The sequence below is a fragment of the Acinetobacter sp. ANC5681 genome (assembly GCF_023488045.1).
GTDB lineage: Bacteria > Pseudomonadota > Gammaproteobacteria > Pseudomonadales > Moraxellaceae > Acinetobacter.
In genome coordinates, this window is sequence record NZ_JAMFKZ010000014.1 from 27,073 (window position 1) to 45,915 (window position 18,843).

The 18,843-nt window shown below is 38.4% G+C and carries 16 protein-coding genes and 1 pseudogene; 1 reads left to right on the forward strand and 16 read right to left on the reverse strand.

The window, feature by feature from the left end:
• Nucleotides 1–131 precede the first annotated feature (131 nt).
• The 14 genes and pseudogenes from M5121_RS09585 to pyrG form a co-directional block, all read right to left on the reverse strand.
• On the reverse strand, nt 132–827 hold the full coding sequence (locus M5121_RS09585) for a GntR family transcriptional regulator (protein WP_004639207.1): 696 nt from the start codon (nt 825–827) through the stop codon (nt 132–134).
• 11 nt (nt 828–838) lie between these two features.
• A complete protein-coding gene (gene uca / locus M5121_RS09590; RefSeq protein WP_249571042.1) occupies nt 839–4,444 on the reverse strand; it encodes an urea carboxylase in 3,606 nt (1,201 codons plus the stop codon).
• Between the two features lie 15 nt (nt 4,445–4,459).
• Nucleotides 4,460–6,286, reverse strand: coding sequence for an allophanate hydrolase (gene atzF / locus M5121_RS09595; RefSeq protein WP_249571043.1), 1,827 nt, complete (start codon nt 6,284–6,286; stop codon nt 4,460–4,462).
• A 344-nt stretch (nt 6,287–6,630) separates the two neighbouring features.
• Nucleotides 6,631–7,253: pseudogene (locus M5121_RS09600) on the reverse strand (class I SAM-dependent methyltransferase).
• 21 nt (nt 7,254–7,274) lie between these two features.
• On the reverse strand, nt 7,275–7,859 hold the full coding sequence (locus tag M5121_RS09605) for a uracil-DNA glycosylase family protein (protein ID WP_249571044.1): 585 nt from the start codon (nt 7,857–7,859) through the stop codon (nt 7,275–7,277).
• Between the two features lie 339 nt (nt 7,860–8,198).
• Entirely contained in the window at nt 8,199–9,068 is an 870-nt protein-coding gene (locus M5121_RS09610; protein ID WP_249571045.1) for an MBL fold metallo-hydrolase, read from the reverse strand.
• 11 nt (nt 9,069–9,079) lie between these two features.
• Nucleotides 9,080–9,490, reverse strand: a complete 411-nt coding sequence (locus tag M5121_RS09615) for a DUF6691 family protein (protein ID WP_249571046.1) — start codon at nt 9,488–9,490, stop codon at nt 9,080–9,082.
• Entirely contained in the window at nt 9,487–9,906 is a 420-nt protein-coding gene (locus M5121_RS09620) for a YeeE/YedE family protein (RefSeq protein WP_005160124.1), read from the reverse strand. Before M5121_RS09620 ends, M5121_RS09615 begins: the two co-directional genes overlap by 4 nt.
• A 583-nt stretch (nt 9,907–10,489) precedes the next feature.
• A complete protein-coding gene (locus M5121_RS09625; RefSeq protein ID WP_249571047.1) occupies nt 10,490–10,966 on the reverse strand; it encodes a DUF6438 domain-containing protein in 477 nt (158 codons plus the stop codon).
• Nucleotides 10,967–11,081: 115 nt separating this feature from the next.
• Nucleotides 11,082–11,786 carry a 2-C-methyl-D-erythritol 4-phosphate cytidylyltransferase gene (ispD, locus tag M5121_RS09630; RefSeq protein WP_249571048.1) on the reverse strand — a complete coding sequence of 235 codons (705 nt, stop codon included), beginning with the start codon at nt 11,784–11,786 and terminating at the stop codon, nt 11,082–11,084.
• Nucleotides 11,770–12,141 (reverse strand): cell division protein FtsB, encoded by a 372-nt coding sequence (gene ftsB, locus M5121_RS09635; RefSeq protein ID WP_087535795.1) that lies wholly within the window; start codon nt 12,139–12,141, stop codon nt 11,770–11,772. The genes ispD and ftsB overlap by 17 nt, the downstream gene beginning before the upstream one ends.
• 126 nt (nt 12,142–12,267) lie before the next feature.
• Nucleotides 12,268–13,557 carry a phosphopyruvate hydratase gene (eno, locus tag M5121_RS09640; RefSeq protein WP_005160092.1) on the reverse strand — a complete coding sequence of 430 codons (1,290 nt, stop codon included), beginning with the start codon at nt 13,555–13,557 and terminating at the stop codon, nt 12,268–12,270.
• Nucleotides 13,558–13,601: 44 nt separating this feature from the next.
• Nucleotides 13,602–14,459: a 3-deoxy-8-phosphooctulonate synthase gene (gene kdsA, locus M5121_RS09645; RefSeq protein ID WP_249571049.1), complete on the reverse strand. Its 858-nt coding sequence runs from the start codon at nt 14,457–14,459 to the stop codon at nt 13,602–13,604.
• 33 nt (nt 14,460–14,492) lie between these two features.
• The gene (gene pyrG / locus M5121_RS09650) at nt 14,493–16,124 is read right to left on the reverse strand and encodes a CTP synthase (RefSeq protein WP_087535797.1); all 1,632 of its coding nucleotides are present in this window, start codon (nt 16,122–16,124) and stop codon (nt 14,493–14,495) included.
• Between the two features lie 371 nt (nt 16,125–16,495).
• Here pyrG and M5121_RS09655 point away from each other — a divergent pair, with 371 nt between their 5' ends.
• Nucleotides 16,496–16,936: an internalin gene (locus M5121_RS09655; protein ID WP_249571050.1), complete on the forward strand. Its 441-nt coding sequence runs from the start codon at nt 16,496–16,498 to the stop codon at nt 16,934–16,936.
• Between the two features lie 69 nt (nt 16,937–17,005).
• Here M5121_RS09655 and M5121_RS09660 read toward each other — a convergent pair whose 3' ends face one another.
• Nucleotides 17,006–18,094 carry a YheT family hydrolase gene (locus M5121_RS09660; RefSeq protein WP_249571051.1) on the reverse strand — a complete coding sequence of 363 codons (1,089 nt, stop codon included), beginning with the start codon at nt 18,092–18,094 and terminating at the stop codon, nt 17,006–17,008.
• Between the two features lie 19 nt (nt 18,095–18,113).
• Nucleotides 18,114–18,833, reverse strand: coding sequence for an SGNH/GDSL hydrolase family protein (locus tag M5121_RS09665; RefSeq protein WP_249571052.1), 720 nt, complete (start codon nt 18,831–18,833; stop codon nt 18,114–18,116).
• Nucleotides 18,834–18,843: the final 10 nt, after the last annotated feature.

Sequence of the window (18,843 nt, forward strand, 5' to 3'; positions counted from 1 at the left end):
GCCACCAAAATTCTAGACACACATAACCATCTTTTGATGGGCCTTTTCATAATCTAATGTAGAACGCTGAAGTATTCAAAAATATATTTATAAAAATCTAACGACTCTTATGGAAGGTTATTATTTAAAACCTAATAAAACTGACTCGAATCCAACATCTGTAAAGTAATTTTTTTCACTTCATCACGACTTTGCATAATATGTGCTTCAATCGCCTGAATGGCTTCATCTACTTTACGATTAAAAATATAACCCAATATTTTCTGATGCTCCTGATAAGTCGCTTCAACACGATAATCTTTAGAGAAGTCTAAACGACGGATAATACGAATTCGTTCACTCAAATCACGATGAATTCTCGCCATTTCATTATTTCCAGAGGCACGAACTAAAGCGCAATGGAAATCCTCATCTTGTTGTGACAATTGTTTAATGTCTTTTAGATATTGATGAGGTTCAATCAACCATAAATCTTTTAATACAGATAATTCAACCGAGTTTTGATGATCCATCTGACAAAGTTTACGAATCGAATCTTTTTCTAATACGATCCGCACATCATAAAGTTCTTCATAATACCGAAAATTGAGCGGTCGGATTTGCCAACCGCTACGAAAACTCACATCAACATAACCCTCTTGTTGCAAACGATATAGTGCTTGTCGGATTGGGGTACGACTTACATCATAAGCTTTTGCAACTTCGGATTCAGTGAAACGTTCACCTGGCATCAGTTTGAAATCAAAGATATCATTCTTGATGCGTTGGTAAACCAGTTCAGACAAATTGTCTGAGCTTTTTGTTGTTTTTATTTTGGTTTCTTTCATGCAACCTTGCCTTATTCCATATAAACCAGTGGTTCACCACTATGTACGGTTTGCCCTGCTCTACAAATAATGGCTTTTACAATGCCATCTTCTTCTGCATAAACAGGAAGTTCCATTTTCATTGCTTCAATAATAGCAACAGTTTCACCTTTTTTAACCTCTTGACCATGTTCAACAAAAATTTTCCAGATATTACCTGTCATCGATGCATTTAATGATGCTAAATGACTGTAATCAGCATGGTTATTTTCTTGTATCTGTTCTTCGGGTTGAGCTGCAAACTCCTCTTTCCAACGATCCACTTCAGTTGTGAATGCTTGTTGTTGCTTAGCTTTAAACTCGGCAATACTTTCAGCTTCATCATCTAAGAAGTGTACATAATCTGCATAGTCAAATTCTGTTTCTTCAATCTTGATCTCAGCACGACCATTTTCAAAGTCAGCACGCCATTGATTCAATTCTTCTTCAGTCACTTCAAAATATTTGATTTGATCAAAGAATTGTAAGAACCATTGCTTATCACCAAATTGTTTGTTTTTCTTAAACTTATTCCAGATTGGTAGTGTACGCCCAATCAATTGATATCCGCCTGGTGAATCCATGCCGTAGATACACATGTACATACCACCAATACCGACTGTTCCCTCTGCGGTAAAGGTACGCGCTGGATTATATTTAGAACTGAGTAAACGATGGCGTGGGTCAATTGGGACGGCACAAGGTGCAGTTAAATACACATCACCCAAGCCAAGAATTAAATAGTTTGCATCAAAAATAATATCTTTGACTTCATTCCGATCCACCAAGCCATTAATGCGTTGGATAAAGTCAACGTTATTTGGCAACCATGGTGCTTTAGAGCAAACACTTTCTTGATAGCGTTCAACAGCGCCTAAAGTGGCACTGTCTTCAAATGCCATCGGCAAATGTACGATTCGAGATGGGATTTTTAATTGGCTCAAATCGCCCATTTCTTCTTCAAGTTGAAGTAATTGAGCAACCAATTGTGATTGTGGAATCACTAAGCCATCGTATTTAATCTGTAGTGAACGAACACCTGGTGACAGTTCCAATACGCCTGCGATTTTTGCATCACGGATCATTTGAATCAGTTGATGCACTCGTAAACGTAAAGCCAAATCTAAAACATTTTCGCCGTATTCTAAGAGAATATAACTATCACCTGCTTGGCGATACACTGTTTTTGGCGACAATTCAGTTGGTTCACGTTGTGCCAAAATCGTACTGACAAGCTCTTGAATTGGCTCAATTGTTTCTACAATTTTGCTTGCTTCCGCAAAGTTTTGGATATTTTCAATTTGCTGACGTTCAAGTTCATTGGCTTGTTCAACACTAATCGGATAAAAACGAATTTTATCATCGGCTTTTAGCTGTCCCACTTTCCAAAGTTCTGCTTTGGCAATCGTCACAGGACAAACAAAACCACCTAAACTTGGACCATCTTTTGCCAGAATTACTGGGAAATCGCCTGTAAAGTTAATTGCGCCAATCGCATATTCACAGTCATGAACATTTGATGGATGTAAACCTGCTTCACCACCATTTTCTCGTGCCCAGCTTGGCGTTGGTCCTGATAAACGCACACCTAAACGATTTGAATTAAAATGAACCGTCCACTCTGATGCAAAAAACTCTTCTACATACTCAGGTTTAAAGAAATCTGGTGCGCCGTGCGGGCCATATAAAACCGCAATTTCCCATACATTACTATATTCAGGAATCAAGTCAGCCGACAATGCTTGAGGTTCATCGTGAGCAAGTGGCAATTCTGCACCAGCAAATGCTGGATCAACCATTTTAATCATGTCGCCGACACGTAAAGTACGACCTGCATGACCACCAAAATTACCAAGCGCAAAGGTAGAGCGACTGCCCAAATATACAGGGACATCCAAACCATTACGCACGGCTAGATAAGTACGGCAACCTGATTCAACCTGACCAATTTTAAGGATTTGCCCAGCTTTGACTGCAACAGGTTGCCAAAAATCAATTTCCTGATCATCTAACAAAGCAGTACAGCTTGCACCTGCCAAAGCAATGGTTGCATCTGTATGGAACTTTAATGTTGGCCCAACAAGGGTAAACTCAAAACCTGCGGCTTTGGCATCATTGCCGACAATACGATTGGCAAGCTGAAATGCATAATCATCCATTGGACCTGATGGCGGTACACCTATGTCCCAATAGCCCGTACGACCCGGATAATCTTGAATTGAACTCAACGTTCCTGCTTGAACTACTTCAATTACGTTTGGCGTGTAGTTGAAATCATCCAGCATCCGTGTCCAGATTTGCATATCATCAAAACGTTGATCGGAAATAATCGCACGGGCATAATCCAGATTGGTGCTAATACCATTCAAGCGTGTTTCCGCCAAAACGGTTTTTAATTTTTCAATCGCACTAGCACGATCATCAGCATGCACAATGATCTTGGCAATCATCGGATCGAAATATTGAGAAATCTCTGTGCCCGTTTTTACCCAAGTATCAACACGTGTACCCTCTGGAAATGCAACCTCTGTCAGTACACCCGGACTTGGCTGGAAATTTTTTACAGGATCTTCGGCATAAACTCGGACTTCAATCGCTGCACCTTTAGGCTGAATATTGCTGAGATATGCCCAATCAAGTTCATCACCAGCAGCCACTTTTAGCATACATTCAATTAAGTCTAAACCTGTCACCATCTCAGTGACGGGATGCTCAACCTGTAAGCGTGTATTCACTTCTAGAAAATAGAACTCATCTCGATTGGCATCGTAAATAAACTCCACTGTTCCCGCACTACGATAATTAACGGATTTACCTAATTCCACTGCTGCCTGATGTAGTTTTTTTCGTGTCGCCTCAGGTAAGTTTGCCGCAGGCGTTTCCTCGACCACTTTTTGGTTACGACGTTGCAAAGAGCAATCACGCTCACCAAAGGCAACAACTTGCCCCTTTCCATCACCAAAAATTTGTACTTCAACATGACGCGCTTTATCAATAAAGCATTCAATAAATACACCTGCATCCTTGAAAAACTGCTCGCCCAAACGTTTTACACTTTCGTAAGCATCGGTTAACGCTTGTGGCGTATCACAACGGGTCAAACCAATACCACCACCGCCAGCAGTACTTTTCAACATAATTGGATAGCCAATACGATCTGCGGCAGTCAGTGCCTCTTCTAAACTATCCAACAATCCTGTTCCCGGAGTCATAGGTACATTGGCTGCAGCAGCCAATTCACGAGCACGATGCTTTAGACCAAATTCTAGAATTTGCTCGGCCGTTGGCCCCATAAAGGCAATGTTATTTTCTTCACAAGCGCGAGAAAAATCAGCACTTTCAGAAAGAAAGCCATAACCAGGGAAGATTGCCTCAGCACCAGTTTGTTTAGCTGCCTGAATTAATTTTTCGATACTCAAATAAGTATCGGCTGGTTTTAAACCATCTAATGCAATTGCAATATCAGCATCTTCGACATGTTGCGCATAACGATCACTATCCGAATACACAGCAACACTGGTTAAACCTAATTTTTTAAGTGTGCGAATCGCTCGAACAGCAATTTCACCGCGGTTTGCAATAAGTACAGTTTTAAACATGATGATTTCCCCCAATTAATTCGCTGTGTTTGCTGCTTGGCTGTTAAGATGCTGGATATAGGCTCTCCATCCACCAAAATGACTAATATTCTCTGCATCATCTATGCCATAAGGCTCACAGATAAAACCTTTCACCCAGCGCCCATCTTCCAGTTCGACATTGCCCATCCCTAAAGGTGTTGGAATTTCAGCCACAAATTCACCAAATCGAGCAGTTGGAACATCCCAAAGTTCTACAATGATGCTTTGTCCATCTTGCTGACGCGCTAATCCTGGTTTTGGTGGAACAGTGCCATTCAAGGCATACAACGCATAGTTTTTAGAGGTCGTTGTGGTTTCGATATGTACGGCATCACGTGTGGTGAGCTGAAAATTTAGCGGCATATCTGTCAAATGAGCACCGACGACTGCAACGCGAATATGATGTTGTGAAATAGGCGTAGCAGAACTTAAAGGCAGAGCTTTATCCAATGCCCCTAATTTCAGTGCAAGATAGTTTTGCCAAGCTTTGCCAAAATGAACCAATGCCGCATCATGCCAAGCTGGCGCAATTAAAGTGATTCCAAATGGTAAATGGTCAGCCCTAAATCCTGCTGGTAAAGCTAAAGCACTCAAATCTGCCAAGTTGGTAAAGTTAGTGTAGGTTCCTAAATGAGCGTTATATTCAATCGGATTTTGTTCAAGCTGCTCAATGGTATAAATTGTAGATGCGGTTGGAACAATTAAGGCATCAAAGTCAGCCAGTCTTTGTTGGATTTTTCGAGCTAAATCTTGTTTTAAATATTCTGCATTGTAGGCATCCACCGCTGAATATTTTTCGCCGTTTTTAATAATTTCTAATACCGTTGGATCAAATGCATCAGGATTACCTTTCAGTAAATCTTCAACGGCTGCGGTACGTTCTGCCACCCATGAACCTTGATATAGTTGCGCTGCCAATTGCTCAAAATCTGAAAAATCAATTTTAGTGATTTCAGCATTTAATGACTCAAGTAATTGGATTGTTTGCTGAAACGCTTTTTCAGCCTGTTCATCTCCAAAGAAATTTAGTTTTTCTGGAATGGAAAATTTTAATTTGCTAGAGAAATGCGCTGGCACATTCTTTGGATGCTTACGTGAATAGCTGTCCAATGGATCATATGCTTCTAAAACATTTGCAACCAAATCTGCGTCTACAACGGTTAAGGCAAAGACCGAAATACAATCTAGACTTTTACATGCAGGCAATAAACCACGATTTGAAAACCGCCCTTTGGTTGGCTTTAACCCAACAATATTGTTAAACGCTGCGGGTACACGCCCTGAACCTGCGGTGTCTGTGCCTAATGCAAATGGGACAAATCCACGGGCAACCACACTTGCTGAACCAGAACTTGAGCCGCCACTGACATATTTAGAGTTAAATGTATTTGCAACAGCACCATATGGAGAGCGAGTTCCTACTAAACCTGTTGCAAACTGATCAAGATTAGTTTTACCAACTACGATTGCACCTGCTTGCTTCAACAAACGCACTGTTTCAGCATCTTGTACTGCAATTGTATTTAATGCCTTACAAGCTGCGGTAGTTACAAACCCTGCAACATCAATATTATCTTTCACTGCAAATGGAACGCCGTAGAGTGGAAATTGTTTTTCTAAACTTTCAGCTTCTTTGCTTAATTCATTGAGAACTTGAATTTGCTGTTCAATCTGTTCTAAGGTCGCAATTGAAATCCATGCATTATCTTGAGGATCAATTAATGCAACTAAATCTTTTAAAGTATTGAGTCGGATCTCATTTTTCGAATAAGCTGTTTGCCACTCTGAAATTGTCCAACCTAAAGTTTTTATTTCATGCATTTTATGAATCCCATCTTGTATACAAGTTTGAATTTTAAAATGCAGAATCCATGCCAATTTATTTTAAACATATAAATCAGATGGTTATATTATTTTATAGATATACTATTTTTTCTAATTTTCATCTTGGTGCTTAAAAGGCTTTGTTTTAATGCAAATGCTCCATGATTTAGCAAATAGCATTTTTGTTTATCAAAAGTTGCTCAAATTCATATTTAATCAAACCGCTTATTCCTTTGATACATTTACAGAAAGATTGGGTGAAAATCTTAGCCAAAATTCCAAAGCCTGTATTCAAGATCAATGATTTTAGATGGATCAAATATCCAAGAATGATGGAAAATCTAATCTAAACGCATTTCAAACAGGCACAGCCCCTCAATCTCTAAAGGCATCTTGATATTTTCAAAAGCTGCCACTTTTAAAGCGTCGATATGCTCCTGTTTGTTCATATAAAGCTGGTCATTTTGCATGGCATGAGGTGCATATAGATGATCACAAACCAAGTAACAACCTTGAGGTTCTAATAAGGTTGTTACTTTTTTATGGAAATCAGCAGCATATTTTTATGTCGAAGCTCATGCAATGCCTGATGAATGATAATAAAGTCATATTTTTGATTTACAGCATTTTGCCACTCAGGCTCTTTAAAGTTTCCAATGAAATAATTGGCTCTTGCCCGTTCAGAGCAGGTTAACTTCTGTTGAGTAAGCTGATGCATAGCCTCAGAAAAATCGAAAGCGGTATATTGAATATTGGGCAATTGCGACAATAAATTTTGCGCTAAAAATCCTGGCCCTGCTCCCAACTCCAGAATATGATCTTGATCAGAAGCATGAGTTCTAATCAAATTGGCATAATAATCAAAGAAATCTTTTCTCCACGGGCGTTTCACATTCGCCGTGTCTTGCCATTCCACAGCATCCTCATAATTGCGTAAGTCGATTGGACTGGCGACATGGTTCATTCATTTCCCCTCCTTTTATAATTAAACCAAACCAATTTGTTGAAAGAACTGTTTGTAAACATCCGCTTTTTTTTCCAGTGCCAATGGATAGGCCCGTGATGATGAAGGCAAGCGATATAAGCTTAGCTCACGATTGTCATAATTCACCTGTACAGATTGACCGATCATGGGCTTGACTGGCTGATCTGGAAAATGCTGCATCAACGTATCTGTGGCCTTGTCTCCCGTTGTCATAATGGTATGGCACATTGGAATTTGCTCAAGCAATGCTGACAAATCGGTTGGAGTCACAATTTCCAGAAACTTGTCTGAGGCATTGCCCTGCAAGCGTTTAATTTGATAGGCCGTATCAAATATCCCAATTCCAGCTTGAGACAAAAACTCACGGATTTGACTTTCCTTAAAATTTTTATTAGGTAAATCTAAAAAGTGGTTTTTATCACTGAAAAAAATCAGACCAAATATTCTCCACATATCATTTTGATAGTTTGGATAGTAGAAGTTCATCTTCCACCGATTCTGAGGTGGTGGAAAACTCCCCAGCATCAGCAGTTTTGCATTGCCAGGCAAAAATGGAGTGAGTGGATGGGTTTCTATTTCTATCATCGTGCCGCTAAAAAATACCTGTTCACTAATAATTTAAGCAGCTCAGGATGCAAATTACTACGATAAACATCACCTTTCTATCTCTTAGTGTTGATTATCATATCTGCATCAAATTCGCCCCACTTCAAAATAAGAAATTAAATTCTTGTCAAACTGCTTGAGTTGTCACGATTTCCCCACGAACCATTTGTCCACACGTCATGATTGTCTAAAGATTAAATCTTGTTTTTAAGTTATGAGATAGTCTTATTCCCCAAATTTTTAAAATTCACTTAGGCTATTTATATAGTTAAGCTAAAAGAATCCTTATTACCAAAAACAAGGTTTCCTAAGATAAGTCTAGGATTTGAAATAATTTAGCGGTAATTTCAGATAACGTATTCCATTCGATTCTGGTTCAGGAAAACGTCCTGCATCCATATTGATTTGAATAGACGGTAGAATTAGTTTTGGCATTGTTAATTTTGCATCACGCACCTGACGCATCCGCACAAAATCCTGCTTGGTGGTTGTGGCATTTAAATGAATATTGCCCTGCTTTTGTGCTTGAATACTGGTTTCATACACAAACTCAGTTCTTCCATCAGGCTTATAGTCATGGCAAAGAAAAACGCGAGTCTGTTCAGGTAACTTATAAAGCTGCTGCACAGAGTCATATAAAATTTCCGCACTACCTTTTGGAAAGTCACAACGCGCTGTCCCATAATCAGGCATAAACAATGTATCACCGACAAAAACAGCATCACCAATCACATAACTCAGACAGGCTGGCGTATGGCCTGGAGTTGGAATATTGTAGGCATCCATCTCACCAATCTTAAAATGTTCATGATCCTTAAATAGGTAATCAAAGGTTTGATGGGTATTAAAATATTTAAGATCAATATGATAGATTGCACTAAAAATTTCCTGCACAATTGCAATCTTTTCACTCATGGCAATTTTGCCACCTACCCTGCTTTTTAAATATTGTGAGGCAGTTAGATGATCCGCATGGACATGAGTTTCTAAAATCCACTCCACCTTGAGCTGGTTTTCTTCAATGTATTGAATAATTTCATCTGCACCATGAGTTGATGTTGAAGCCGATGCCGCATCATAATTCAATACACTGTCAATGATTGCACAAACCTTTGTACCTGGGTCAGTAACCACATAGCTGAATGTATTGGTATCCTGATCAAAGAATGCCTTGACTTGAGGTTGCATAAGTTTGTCTCCTATCGTTCAGCCCAAAAGCGATGGATAAACATTCCCACCAGCATTGCAGCAATAAAATACCAGGCTTGTGAATAACCTAGTCCAATCAATGTAATTGCAGGTGCGGGACAGATTCCGGCAATGCCCCAACCAACTCCAAAAAGACTCGACCCAACTATTAATTTTTTATCAATTTTGGTACTGATTGGTAATGATATTTCTTCACCAAAAATCGTTTTCGGATTTCGAATCGCTTTTTGAAATGGAAGAATCGCCACAATGATTGCACCTATCATCACGAACATCAAACTGATATCCCATTTTCCAAAAATATCAAGAAAACCTAAAACTTTTTCAGGATTAGACATTCCTGAAACCAGCAAGCCTAGCGCAAACAAGCTACCAAATACAAAAGCAAGTACATTCTTCATAGCGCAACTCCAAAGATATGACGAATAACATATACAGTTATTATTCCAGCTAACATGAATGTAACTGTAGCAATCATGGAGCGTATAGATAGGCGACTGATCCCGCAGATCCCATGCCCACTTGTACAACCTGAACCCAAACGAGTACCAAAACCAACCAATAAACCAGCAATAATCAATCCAATTGGAGATGATTTAATAACAATCTCAGGTGTTATAAATATCTGATAAATAAATGGTGTGATCAGTAGCCCCAATAAGAACCACATAGCTGAGCTTCGAACCAATAGCTTGGGTTGTAATAATTGAGACAGTAACCCACTGATACCCGTAATGCGACCATTCACATATAAATAGCCAACGACTGCAAGCCCTAAAATTCCACCACCGATTAAAGCAGAAATAATGCTAGACATAATTGATCCGCAAAAACATTATACATTTCTATATTATATTATTAAGTATAGTAATTAAAGCTCTTTATTGTTACAGAATTTCTATTCAAATTCAGCCAATACCCTCCCAACAAATCAAATAGGAAAATCATTTACAAGATAATTTAACTTGCGTAATTCTGCTTTTTCACCATTTGAAGATTTAGATCTGAAATCTGCATTAAAATATGCCTCGATATGCCAGAGTAACAAATCATCTTTAATTTTGCTTTTCCCAGACCATTCGAATTCTAGAGCTAATTTGCCGCATTAAAATATACAATAGCCTGTTTTTCTTGGGTTTTAGGACATATTGATATATTTTTTAATGATACCAATTTCAGCTCTCAGTGATTATTCCAATAAAAGATGATTTTTCACAATATCACAGTCGAAGACTGGCTTGCTTGAACACATTGCGGAATGCTTCTACAGCAAGATTAGGAGGATAATCTTCTTCTTACATACTCATTTTCATGATTGTAAAAGCTGTCATTTAAGACTACTCCGCATGGTTCATTCTTATACTTGATACAAATTTATCTATTTTAGACTCTCATGGACATTAGCGTACTAAATCTTCGATACCAATCAATTTAGGAAGCTTATCAATCAGTTTATTTAATTCTATATTTGCTGGTGAAATACAACCAGTATAGTGACTTAATTTTGTTGTTGTTCCATCTGGTCTAATCCAAACAAAATATGCACTCGGTTGATCAGTTGCCGTTTGCTGACAGCCAGTTGTTTTAACGTTTGCACCTGTTTCTGGACGATAAGTTTTCAACTCCTGTTGTAATTTTTTATATACCGAAGGATCTATTGTTAAGGTCTGAGTACCCGTCACTTTAGTATATTGCTTACCATTGAAATTCACTGTTCCAGAAGGTGAGATTTCTACAGAATAAATTGGACAAGCACCAAAACAAGGACTTGATGAATAATGTATCGTTTCCTGTACAGTGTTTGAAGTTTCTGATGGTGTAGATGCACATCCTACTAAAGAAAAAGTAAAAAGACTTAAGATTAATAATTTTTTCATTTGTTAACCCATTATAAATTATGTTTTTTTAATCTAACAAATCATCATTTTATTGTCATTCAGAATGATGTAAAAGTATAAAATAAAATTTACTTAGGCTATTTGAATATAAAAATTAAAGCCGAATTTGTGATTGAAGAATTAACTGTGCAAGTTCTAAATCATCAGGATAAGTAATTTTAATATTGTCTGAACGACCTTGTACTACTTGTACAGGAAAATCAGCGTATTCTAATGCACTTGCTTCATCAGTAATCGTCAAGTGATCTATCAATGCTGTTTCAAGCGCATTTTTTAATATTTTTAATTTTGCGATCTGTGGTGTTTGTGCCTGCCATAAAAGTTCACGGCTGACTGTTTTCTCAATGTGATTTCCAGTGTATACCTGTTTTAAAGTATCACGTACTGGAATAGCCAAAATTGCACTTTGATTATTTTGTATCGCAGAATTAACCAATTGCTCTAAACTATCACGCGTAACACAAGGTCGGGCTGCATCATGCACCAATACCCAATCATTTTCATCCGCAATATCAGATAAATAAATCAGTGCGTTTAATACAGAATGAACCCGCTCTGCACCACCTAAGCAAAAATGTAATTTCTCTTTATGATCAAAAGAAAGTGTTCTAGCAAAATTATCATTCTCACCAATTGCAAGTACACAACCCGCTAAATCCAATGTATTTAATCGATTAACTGTATGCTCAAGCACAGTACGATTTTGAATATATTGATATTGTTTTAATTCAGTTTTTGAAAAACGACTGCCTGAACCTGCGGCTGGCACAACCGCCCATAGTCTAGTCTGGGTTTTCATTGGTTGCTGTATCTATTTTTGCATTTGGATCGATATAAATTGGTTTGTAATGGGTACTGATGGTACTCATTTGCACAAAAGTTTCATTTGGCTTGATTAAACCTAAATCTAAACGTGCATGTTCTTCAATCGCTTCCGTTCCATTTTTTAAGTCGAAAACTTCGGCTGCTAAAATACGATTGCGCTCTTTAAGCTCCGTATTTACTTCTGCTTGTTGCTTAATCTGTTGAGTCAAGGCTTGATGAGGAAAATACCCTCCCTCACCTAGCCAAAATTGATACTGTAAACTTGCCACCAAAAAGATGACAAGTAACAGAATCAATTTACTCGAGGTCGATCGAAACATCTCTATCATGAAAAATTCCCTACATCCTTCTTACAAGGAAGATCACCTGCAAATTCTATATGATTATGAATTTGCAGAGTTTCTGTCTTTTGTAAAGAAAGATGATCAGAAGTATTCAACATAGATAAATTGACCTTAGTTTAGACCTTTGAATTCAGCTTTACCGCGGTAAGCTGCATTCGTTAATTCTTCGATACGAAGCAATTGGTTATATTTCGCTACGCGGTCAGAACGGCATAGTGAACCCGTCTTGATTTGACCCGCTGCTGTACCTACTGCCAAGTCAGCAATCGTTGAATCTTCAGTTTCACCTGAACGGTGTGAAATTACCGTGCTATAACCATTTGCTTTTGCAAGGTAGATTGCATCTAGAGTTTCAGTCAACGTACCGATCTGGTTATATTTGATCAGAATAGAGTTACCGACTTTCTCATTAATGCCGCGTTGTAAAATCTTAGGATTAGTTACGAATAAATCGTCGCCAACCAATTGGATTTTGTCACCAAGGATTGATGTTAAGTAGCTCCAACCTTCCCAATCAGACTCATCAAGACCATCTTCAATCGAGATGATTGGGTATTGATTTACAAGACCAGCTAAATAATCAGAGAATTGGTTGCTTGTGAATGCTTTATTGCCTTCACCTGCAAGAATATATTGACCATTTTTGTAAAATTCTGAAGATGCACAGTCAAGTGCCAACATAATGTCAGAACCCGCTTTGTAACCCGTTTGACCAATCGCTTCAAGAATAACAGTGATTGCTTCTTCATTTGAACGCAAGTTCGGAGCAAAACCACCTTCATCACCTACAGCAGTGTTTAAACCTTTTTTGTTTAAAACTGATTTTAGAGAATGGAAGATTTCAGCACCTGCACGTAATGCTTCAGAGAATGAAGTGAAACCAACTGGCTCAATCATGAACTCTTGAATATCAACGTTATTGTCGGCATGTGAACCACCATTAATGATGTTCATCATTGGTACAGGCATGCTCAAAGTTGTTTGACCACGCAAGTCTGCGATGTATTGGAAAAGAGGAATTTTCTTTTCAGTAGCAGCAGCGCGAGCAGCAGCCAAAGAAACAGCTAGAGTTGCGTTAGCACCTAGTTTTTCTTTGTTTTCAGTACCATCAAGCTCGATCATCGTGTTATCGATGTCTTTTTGTTCAAATACTGATTTACCCACTAAAGCATCACGGATTAAAGTGTTTACGTTATTAACCGCATTTTTAACACCTTTACCTAAATAGCGTGCTTTGTCACCATCACGAAGTTCTAAAGCTTCACGAGAACCAGTCGAAGCACCAGATGGTGCACATGCACGACCCACAACCCCAGATTCTAAAATAACGTCTGCTTCGATGGTTGGGTTACCACGAGAGTCCAAAATTTCACGTGCGCGGATGTCAACGATTTGGCTCATGAACAATTCCTCTGTTGAATGAAAATAAGATGTAAACAATTACATCAATGGGTATCTAACTTTTTGAATCCTTTAACTAAAGTATCCAATTCTTTTAATTGCGCCAAGAATGGCTCAAGCTGAGATAAACGCAAAGCACACGGTCCATCACATTTTGCGATTTCAGGTTCTGGATGTGCTTCCAAGAACAGACCCGCTAAACCTGTTGCCATACCTGCACGCGCTAAAGTCGTGATTTGAGCACGGCGACCACCCGCAGAATCAGCACGACCACCAGGCGTTTGCAATGCGTGGGTGACATCAAAAAATACAGGTACATTCATTTCTTTCATGATGTCGAAGCCAAGCATATCTACAACCAAGTTGTTATAACCAAATGCTGAACCACGTTCACAAAGAATGAGTTTATCGTTTCCAGCTTCCAAACACTTATGCAAAATATGGCGCATTTCGTGTGGTGCTAAGAATTGTGCTTTTTTGATATTGATAATGGCTTGAGTTTTTGCCATTGCTTCAACAAGATCAGTCTGGCGACTTAAGAAAGCTGGGAGTTGGATAATGTCCGCAACTTCAGCAACAGGCGCTGCTTGGTAAGGTTCATGAACGTCCGTAATAATTGGCACATTAAAATGTTTTTTAATGTCCGCAAGCCATTCAATCCCTTTTTCCAAACCCGGTCCACGATAAGAGTTTAGGCTTGAACGGTTTGCTTTATCAAAGCTTGCCTTAAATACATAAGGAATATCTAAGCGTTTGCAAATATCGACATAAGTTTCAGCAATTTCAAATGCTAAATCTTTTGACTCTAGTACGTTCATTCCGCCAAATAATACAAATGGCAAATGATTTGCCATTTCTATATCGCCTAAACGTACAACTTCTTGTGGTTTTAATTGTGACATTCAAACTTTCCCAGTTTATTTAAAACTTAGTACTTACTTTTGATGCTGTTTTTTTGCAGCTTCAATAAAGCTAGCAAATAATGGATGACCATCACGTGGCGAGCTTGTAAATTCTGGGTGGAATTGTACAGCAATAAACCAAGGATGTTCAGGAATTTCTACAGTTTCAACCAAATGTTGTACTGATGAATAACCTGAAATTTTCATTCCTGCCTCTTCAAGCGCTGGAATAAAACGATCATTCATTTCATAACGATGGCGGTGACGCTCTGTAATTTCAGCTTTACCATAGACTGCACGTGTTTTTGTGCCTTCAACTAGTTCAGACTTTTGTGCACCCAAACGCATCGTACCGCCAAGATCCGACTCAAGACTGCGTTGTTGTAATTCACCACGTTCATCTAACCATTCAGTAATTAAACCGATGAGTGGATACTTAGTTGAGCGATTGAATTCAGTTGAACTCGCTTCAGGCATACCTGCAACATTGCGTGCATACTCAATCACAGCCAACTGCATACCTAAACAAATACCTAGGAATGGAATCTTGTTTTCACGTGCATATTGAATAGCTTTCATCTTGCCTTCAGTACCACGCTCACCGAAACCACCTGGTACTAAAATCGCATCAGCAGTGCTCAAAATACTCATATCTTGCTGTTCAAGGTCTTCAGCATTCACGTAGTCAATCTGAACTTTAACGCGATTTTGAATACCTGCATGTAAAAGTGCTTCATTTACAGATTTATAAGCATCTGGTAATTCAACATATTTACCGACCATCGCAACACGAACAGTGTATTCAGGGTTCAATAATGCTTCTACAACATTATCCCAATCTTCAAGATTTGCTTCTGGAAGGTCGTTGTAACCAAAACGTTCACAAATTAAATCGTCAACATTTTGTTCGTAGAATGTACGTGGAATTTGATAAATTGTTTTTGCATCTTTACAGACGACAACGGCACGCGCTTCAACATTCGTGAACAATGCAATTTTACGTTTAGTATCAACATCAACATCATATTCAGTACGGCAGATTAAGATATCTGGCTGAATACCGATCGAAAGAAGTTCTTTAACTGAATGTTGAGTTGGCTTGGTTTTAAGTTCAGCAGCAGATTTGATATATGGTAATAATGTCAAGTGCATCAACATGGTACGTTTATGACCAAGCTCTACCATCAACTGACGTACTGATTCCATAAAAGGAAGTGATTCGATATCACCAACAGTACCACCAATCTCAACGATTGCAACGTCGTAGCCTTCACCTGCGCGAAGTACACGTTCTTTAATATTATCTGTAATATGTGGAATAACTTGAACCGTGCCACCTAAGTAATCACCACGACGTTCTTTATTCAAAACGTCCTGATAAACACGACCACTGGTAAAGTTATTCAGTTTGGTCATTTTCGCACGACGTAAGAAACGTTCGTAATAGCCCAAATCTAAGTCAGTTTCAGCACCATCCTCTGTGACGAAAACTTCACCGTGCTGAAATGGGCTCATGGTACCTGGATCGACATTAATGTATGGATCCATTTTTACCATAGTGACTTTCAAGCCACGAGCTTCCAAAAGTGCGGCAACAGAAGCAGCAGAAATACCTTTACCTAGTGATGAAACCACACCACCAGTGACAAAAATAAAATGGGTCATTGAGTTTCTCGTACAATCGAGCCGAAATCGGCCTACAATGTTGGGCAATTTTACTGTACTCTGCCCCTATAAAGCAAAGTCAAACCGCATCAATTCAAAGAACTATAAACAACTGACTATTCTATCAGCATTTTCGATAAAAATTTATGGGGTTTGTGGATATTTCATCCATAAATTACGTTTAATGTTTAAAAAGAATTTTAGATCAGAAATAAATTCATTTGAAGATTTTGACCATATCGCAATTTCAACAGATACGCTGATGCAAGCATTTATAAAATATCAACAAGCTCAATAAATCCTAGGGATTTTTTCATTTAATTTTACTGCTATAATCACTGGCATCTTTCATTCAATATGTAGCTTTAACAATGGCGAATAAAAAACTTTTAATTTGTGCTGCACTTGCAACTGGTCTATTACTTACTGCTTGTGTCAAAAAAGAAGAGCCAAAAAATGAAGAACCATCAGAACAAACTTCTGAAACACAAACGACTCAAGCAGCATCTCAACCACAACAAAACCAAGAATTTCAGCCTTTGGAAAGCGTAGATAAACCAGCAGCTCCAGTGATTGAGATGAGTCGAGAAGAAACGCCAAATACAACTACAGAAATTCGCCGTGAAACTCGCCCAGCTCAAACAGCAGAAGAGACAACAACGGCACAAGCTGAACAACCAAAACCTGCGCAAACTGAGCAGAAACCAGCAAAAGTTGAACAACCTAAAGCCGTCAAACCCACTCCAGCACAAACTGAAGACGATGCGGTTGCTGCAGCGATTGCGGCAGCAACACCTGCATTAAATAATTAATTTATTTAACCTCTCAAAAAAACCATGAGTCGTTGTAAAGCGACTCATGGCATTTTTATAGCCTAGAAATTAGGAGTAGTGTTTAAAAAAGTCTGCCATCAGTCGTGATGCCCACGATTTCACTTCTAAACTTTCGTAAAAACCACAGTGACTTCCTTTTTTTGTTGTAACTACAGCAATATTTTCCATTTGCTGAATAAGCTCTTTATAAGGCTCTAAATTTTTAATTGAACAAACAGGATCATCTTCTGCATTCAGCACCATCAATGGAATTTTAATATTCTCCAATACATAAATTGGATTAATTGCTTTACAGTAACTTTGATAATCGTCAAAACCTACCATCTCGAAATATTCTTTCTCAAAGGCTTCTAAGTTTGTTGTTGCTAATACCTTTTTCAGCGAAGCAACCTGATTCCATGTATTTTCATAAGGGTAAATAAAGTATTTGAATAATTTTTTAGTCATCATTTTGCTATAAAAAGGATGTACATTTTTAAAGCCAATTTCAGTGTTATAGCCAGGACACATTGCAAAAGCTGCTTTAAATGGTGTGTCTAAGCCTTGCTCACCAAGATAACGTACTAAAAGTCCTGTCCCTGCTGACGAACCTACTGCGTAAAAATCAGATTCTGGAAAAAAAGTTTGAATATGGTTCAGTTGCTCTCGTAAATCGTCAGTCAAACCAAAAAGAGAAATGCGAGGTACTGGCATTGGTAAACCTGCATGTCCACGGCGTAAACAAAGTGCAATCCGCCAACCCGTATATGCATGTAAGTCTTTAACAAGTTCACGCATACTTTCTGGCGTACCTGTAATTGTATGCATAATTACAATTGTAGGCGTTTCGACCGGAAGATTATAGCCATACCATGCAACTGCAGTAACCCCACCATCTTGCATGATGAGTTGGTCAATGCGATCATATTCAAGCTTAATTGTTTTTTTTCTAATGATATCAAAATATAAAAGACGTACATGAGTATTACTAAGCCAAGGTGTTGGGCGATACTTTTTCTTTAACTGAGGTAATTTTTCCAAAACATCTTTTATTTTTCCTTTCGGGTCATAGTACATTTTGGGTTGCTCAGCACCAAGTACAGAATCAAGCAGCTCAGAGCCTAACACTTTAATTTTGTCTAAAGCAGATATACCCATATTCAATAAAAACCTCTATCTAACCACGAGTAAATGTTTGTCGCACCAATGTCGCGACCTGTTGCCCCCAAATAGCATAGATTTCTTTACTTGGATGAAAGCCATCACTTGCCATAGATAAATTCATCGCCTGAAAATTTTTAATATCGTATTCAATAAATCTAAATTCTGACTGTGGGGCTAGCCACTGTTTTAATGTTTGATTCATTTGTTCTGCATATTGTCCAAATAACCATGCTAATGGATTGGGTAATGCAGGAAAATGCTGCATTGGCGGGACTCCAGACACAATAATCAATTTTGGCTGAAAATGATTTTGTATTTGAGTAAATAATTGTTTTTGTTGTTTTATCCAAGTTTTAGCAGAAATTAATTTAGTCACATCATTGACACCAACTGAAGTGACGACTACATCATATTTTTTGGGTTCTAATTGTTGGATCGCTTGATAAACTTGTTTTGTTGTATCACCAGTTTTTGCATGCAATTTCCAGTCCAACAAATATTCTCTTTTTAATTCTGAAATAATCGCACCAGATAAAGCATCTTGCTGGGTCTCAACACCAACCCCAGCTGCTGCCGAATCACCTAAAATGAGTAAAGAGAGTGGCTGTCCTTGTCCAATAAGACCATCACGGTCACCACTCGCTTCTAAAAGTCGTGGTGTGTTTTTACGAACCTTCACTCCTTGTATTACAACTACAGGTAATAATGCAAAAGTTGAAAGTTTTAACCACATATTAATGATC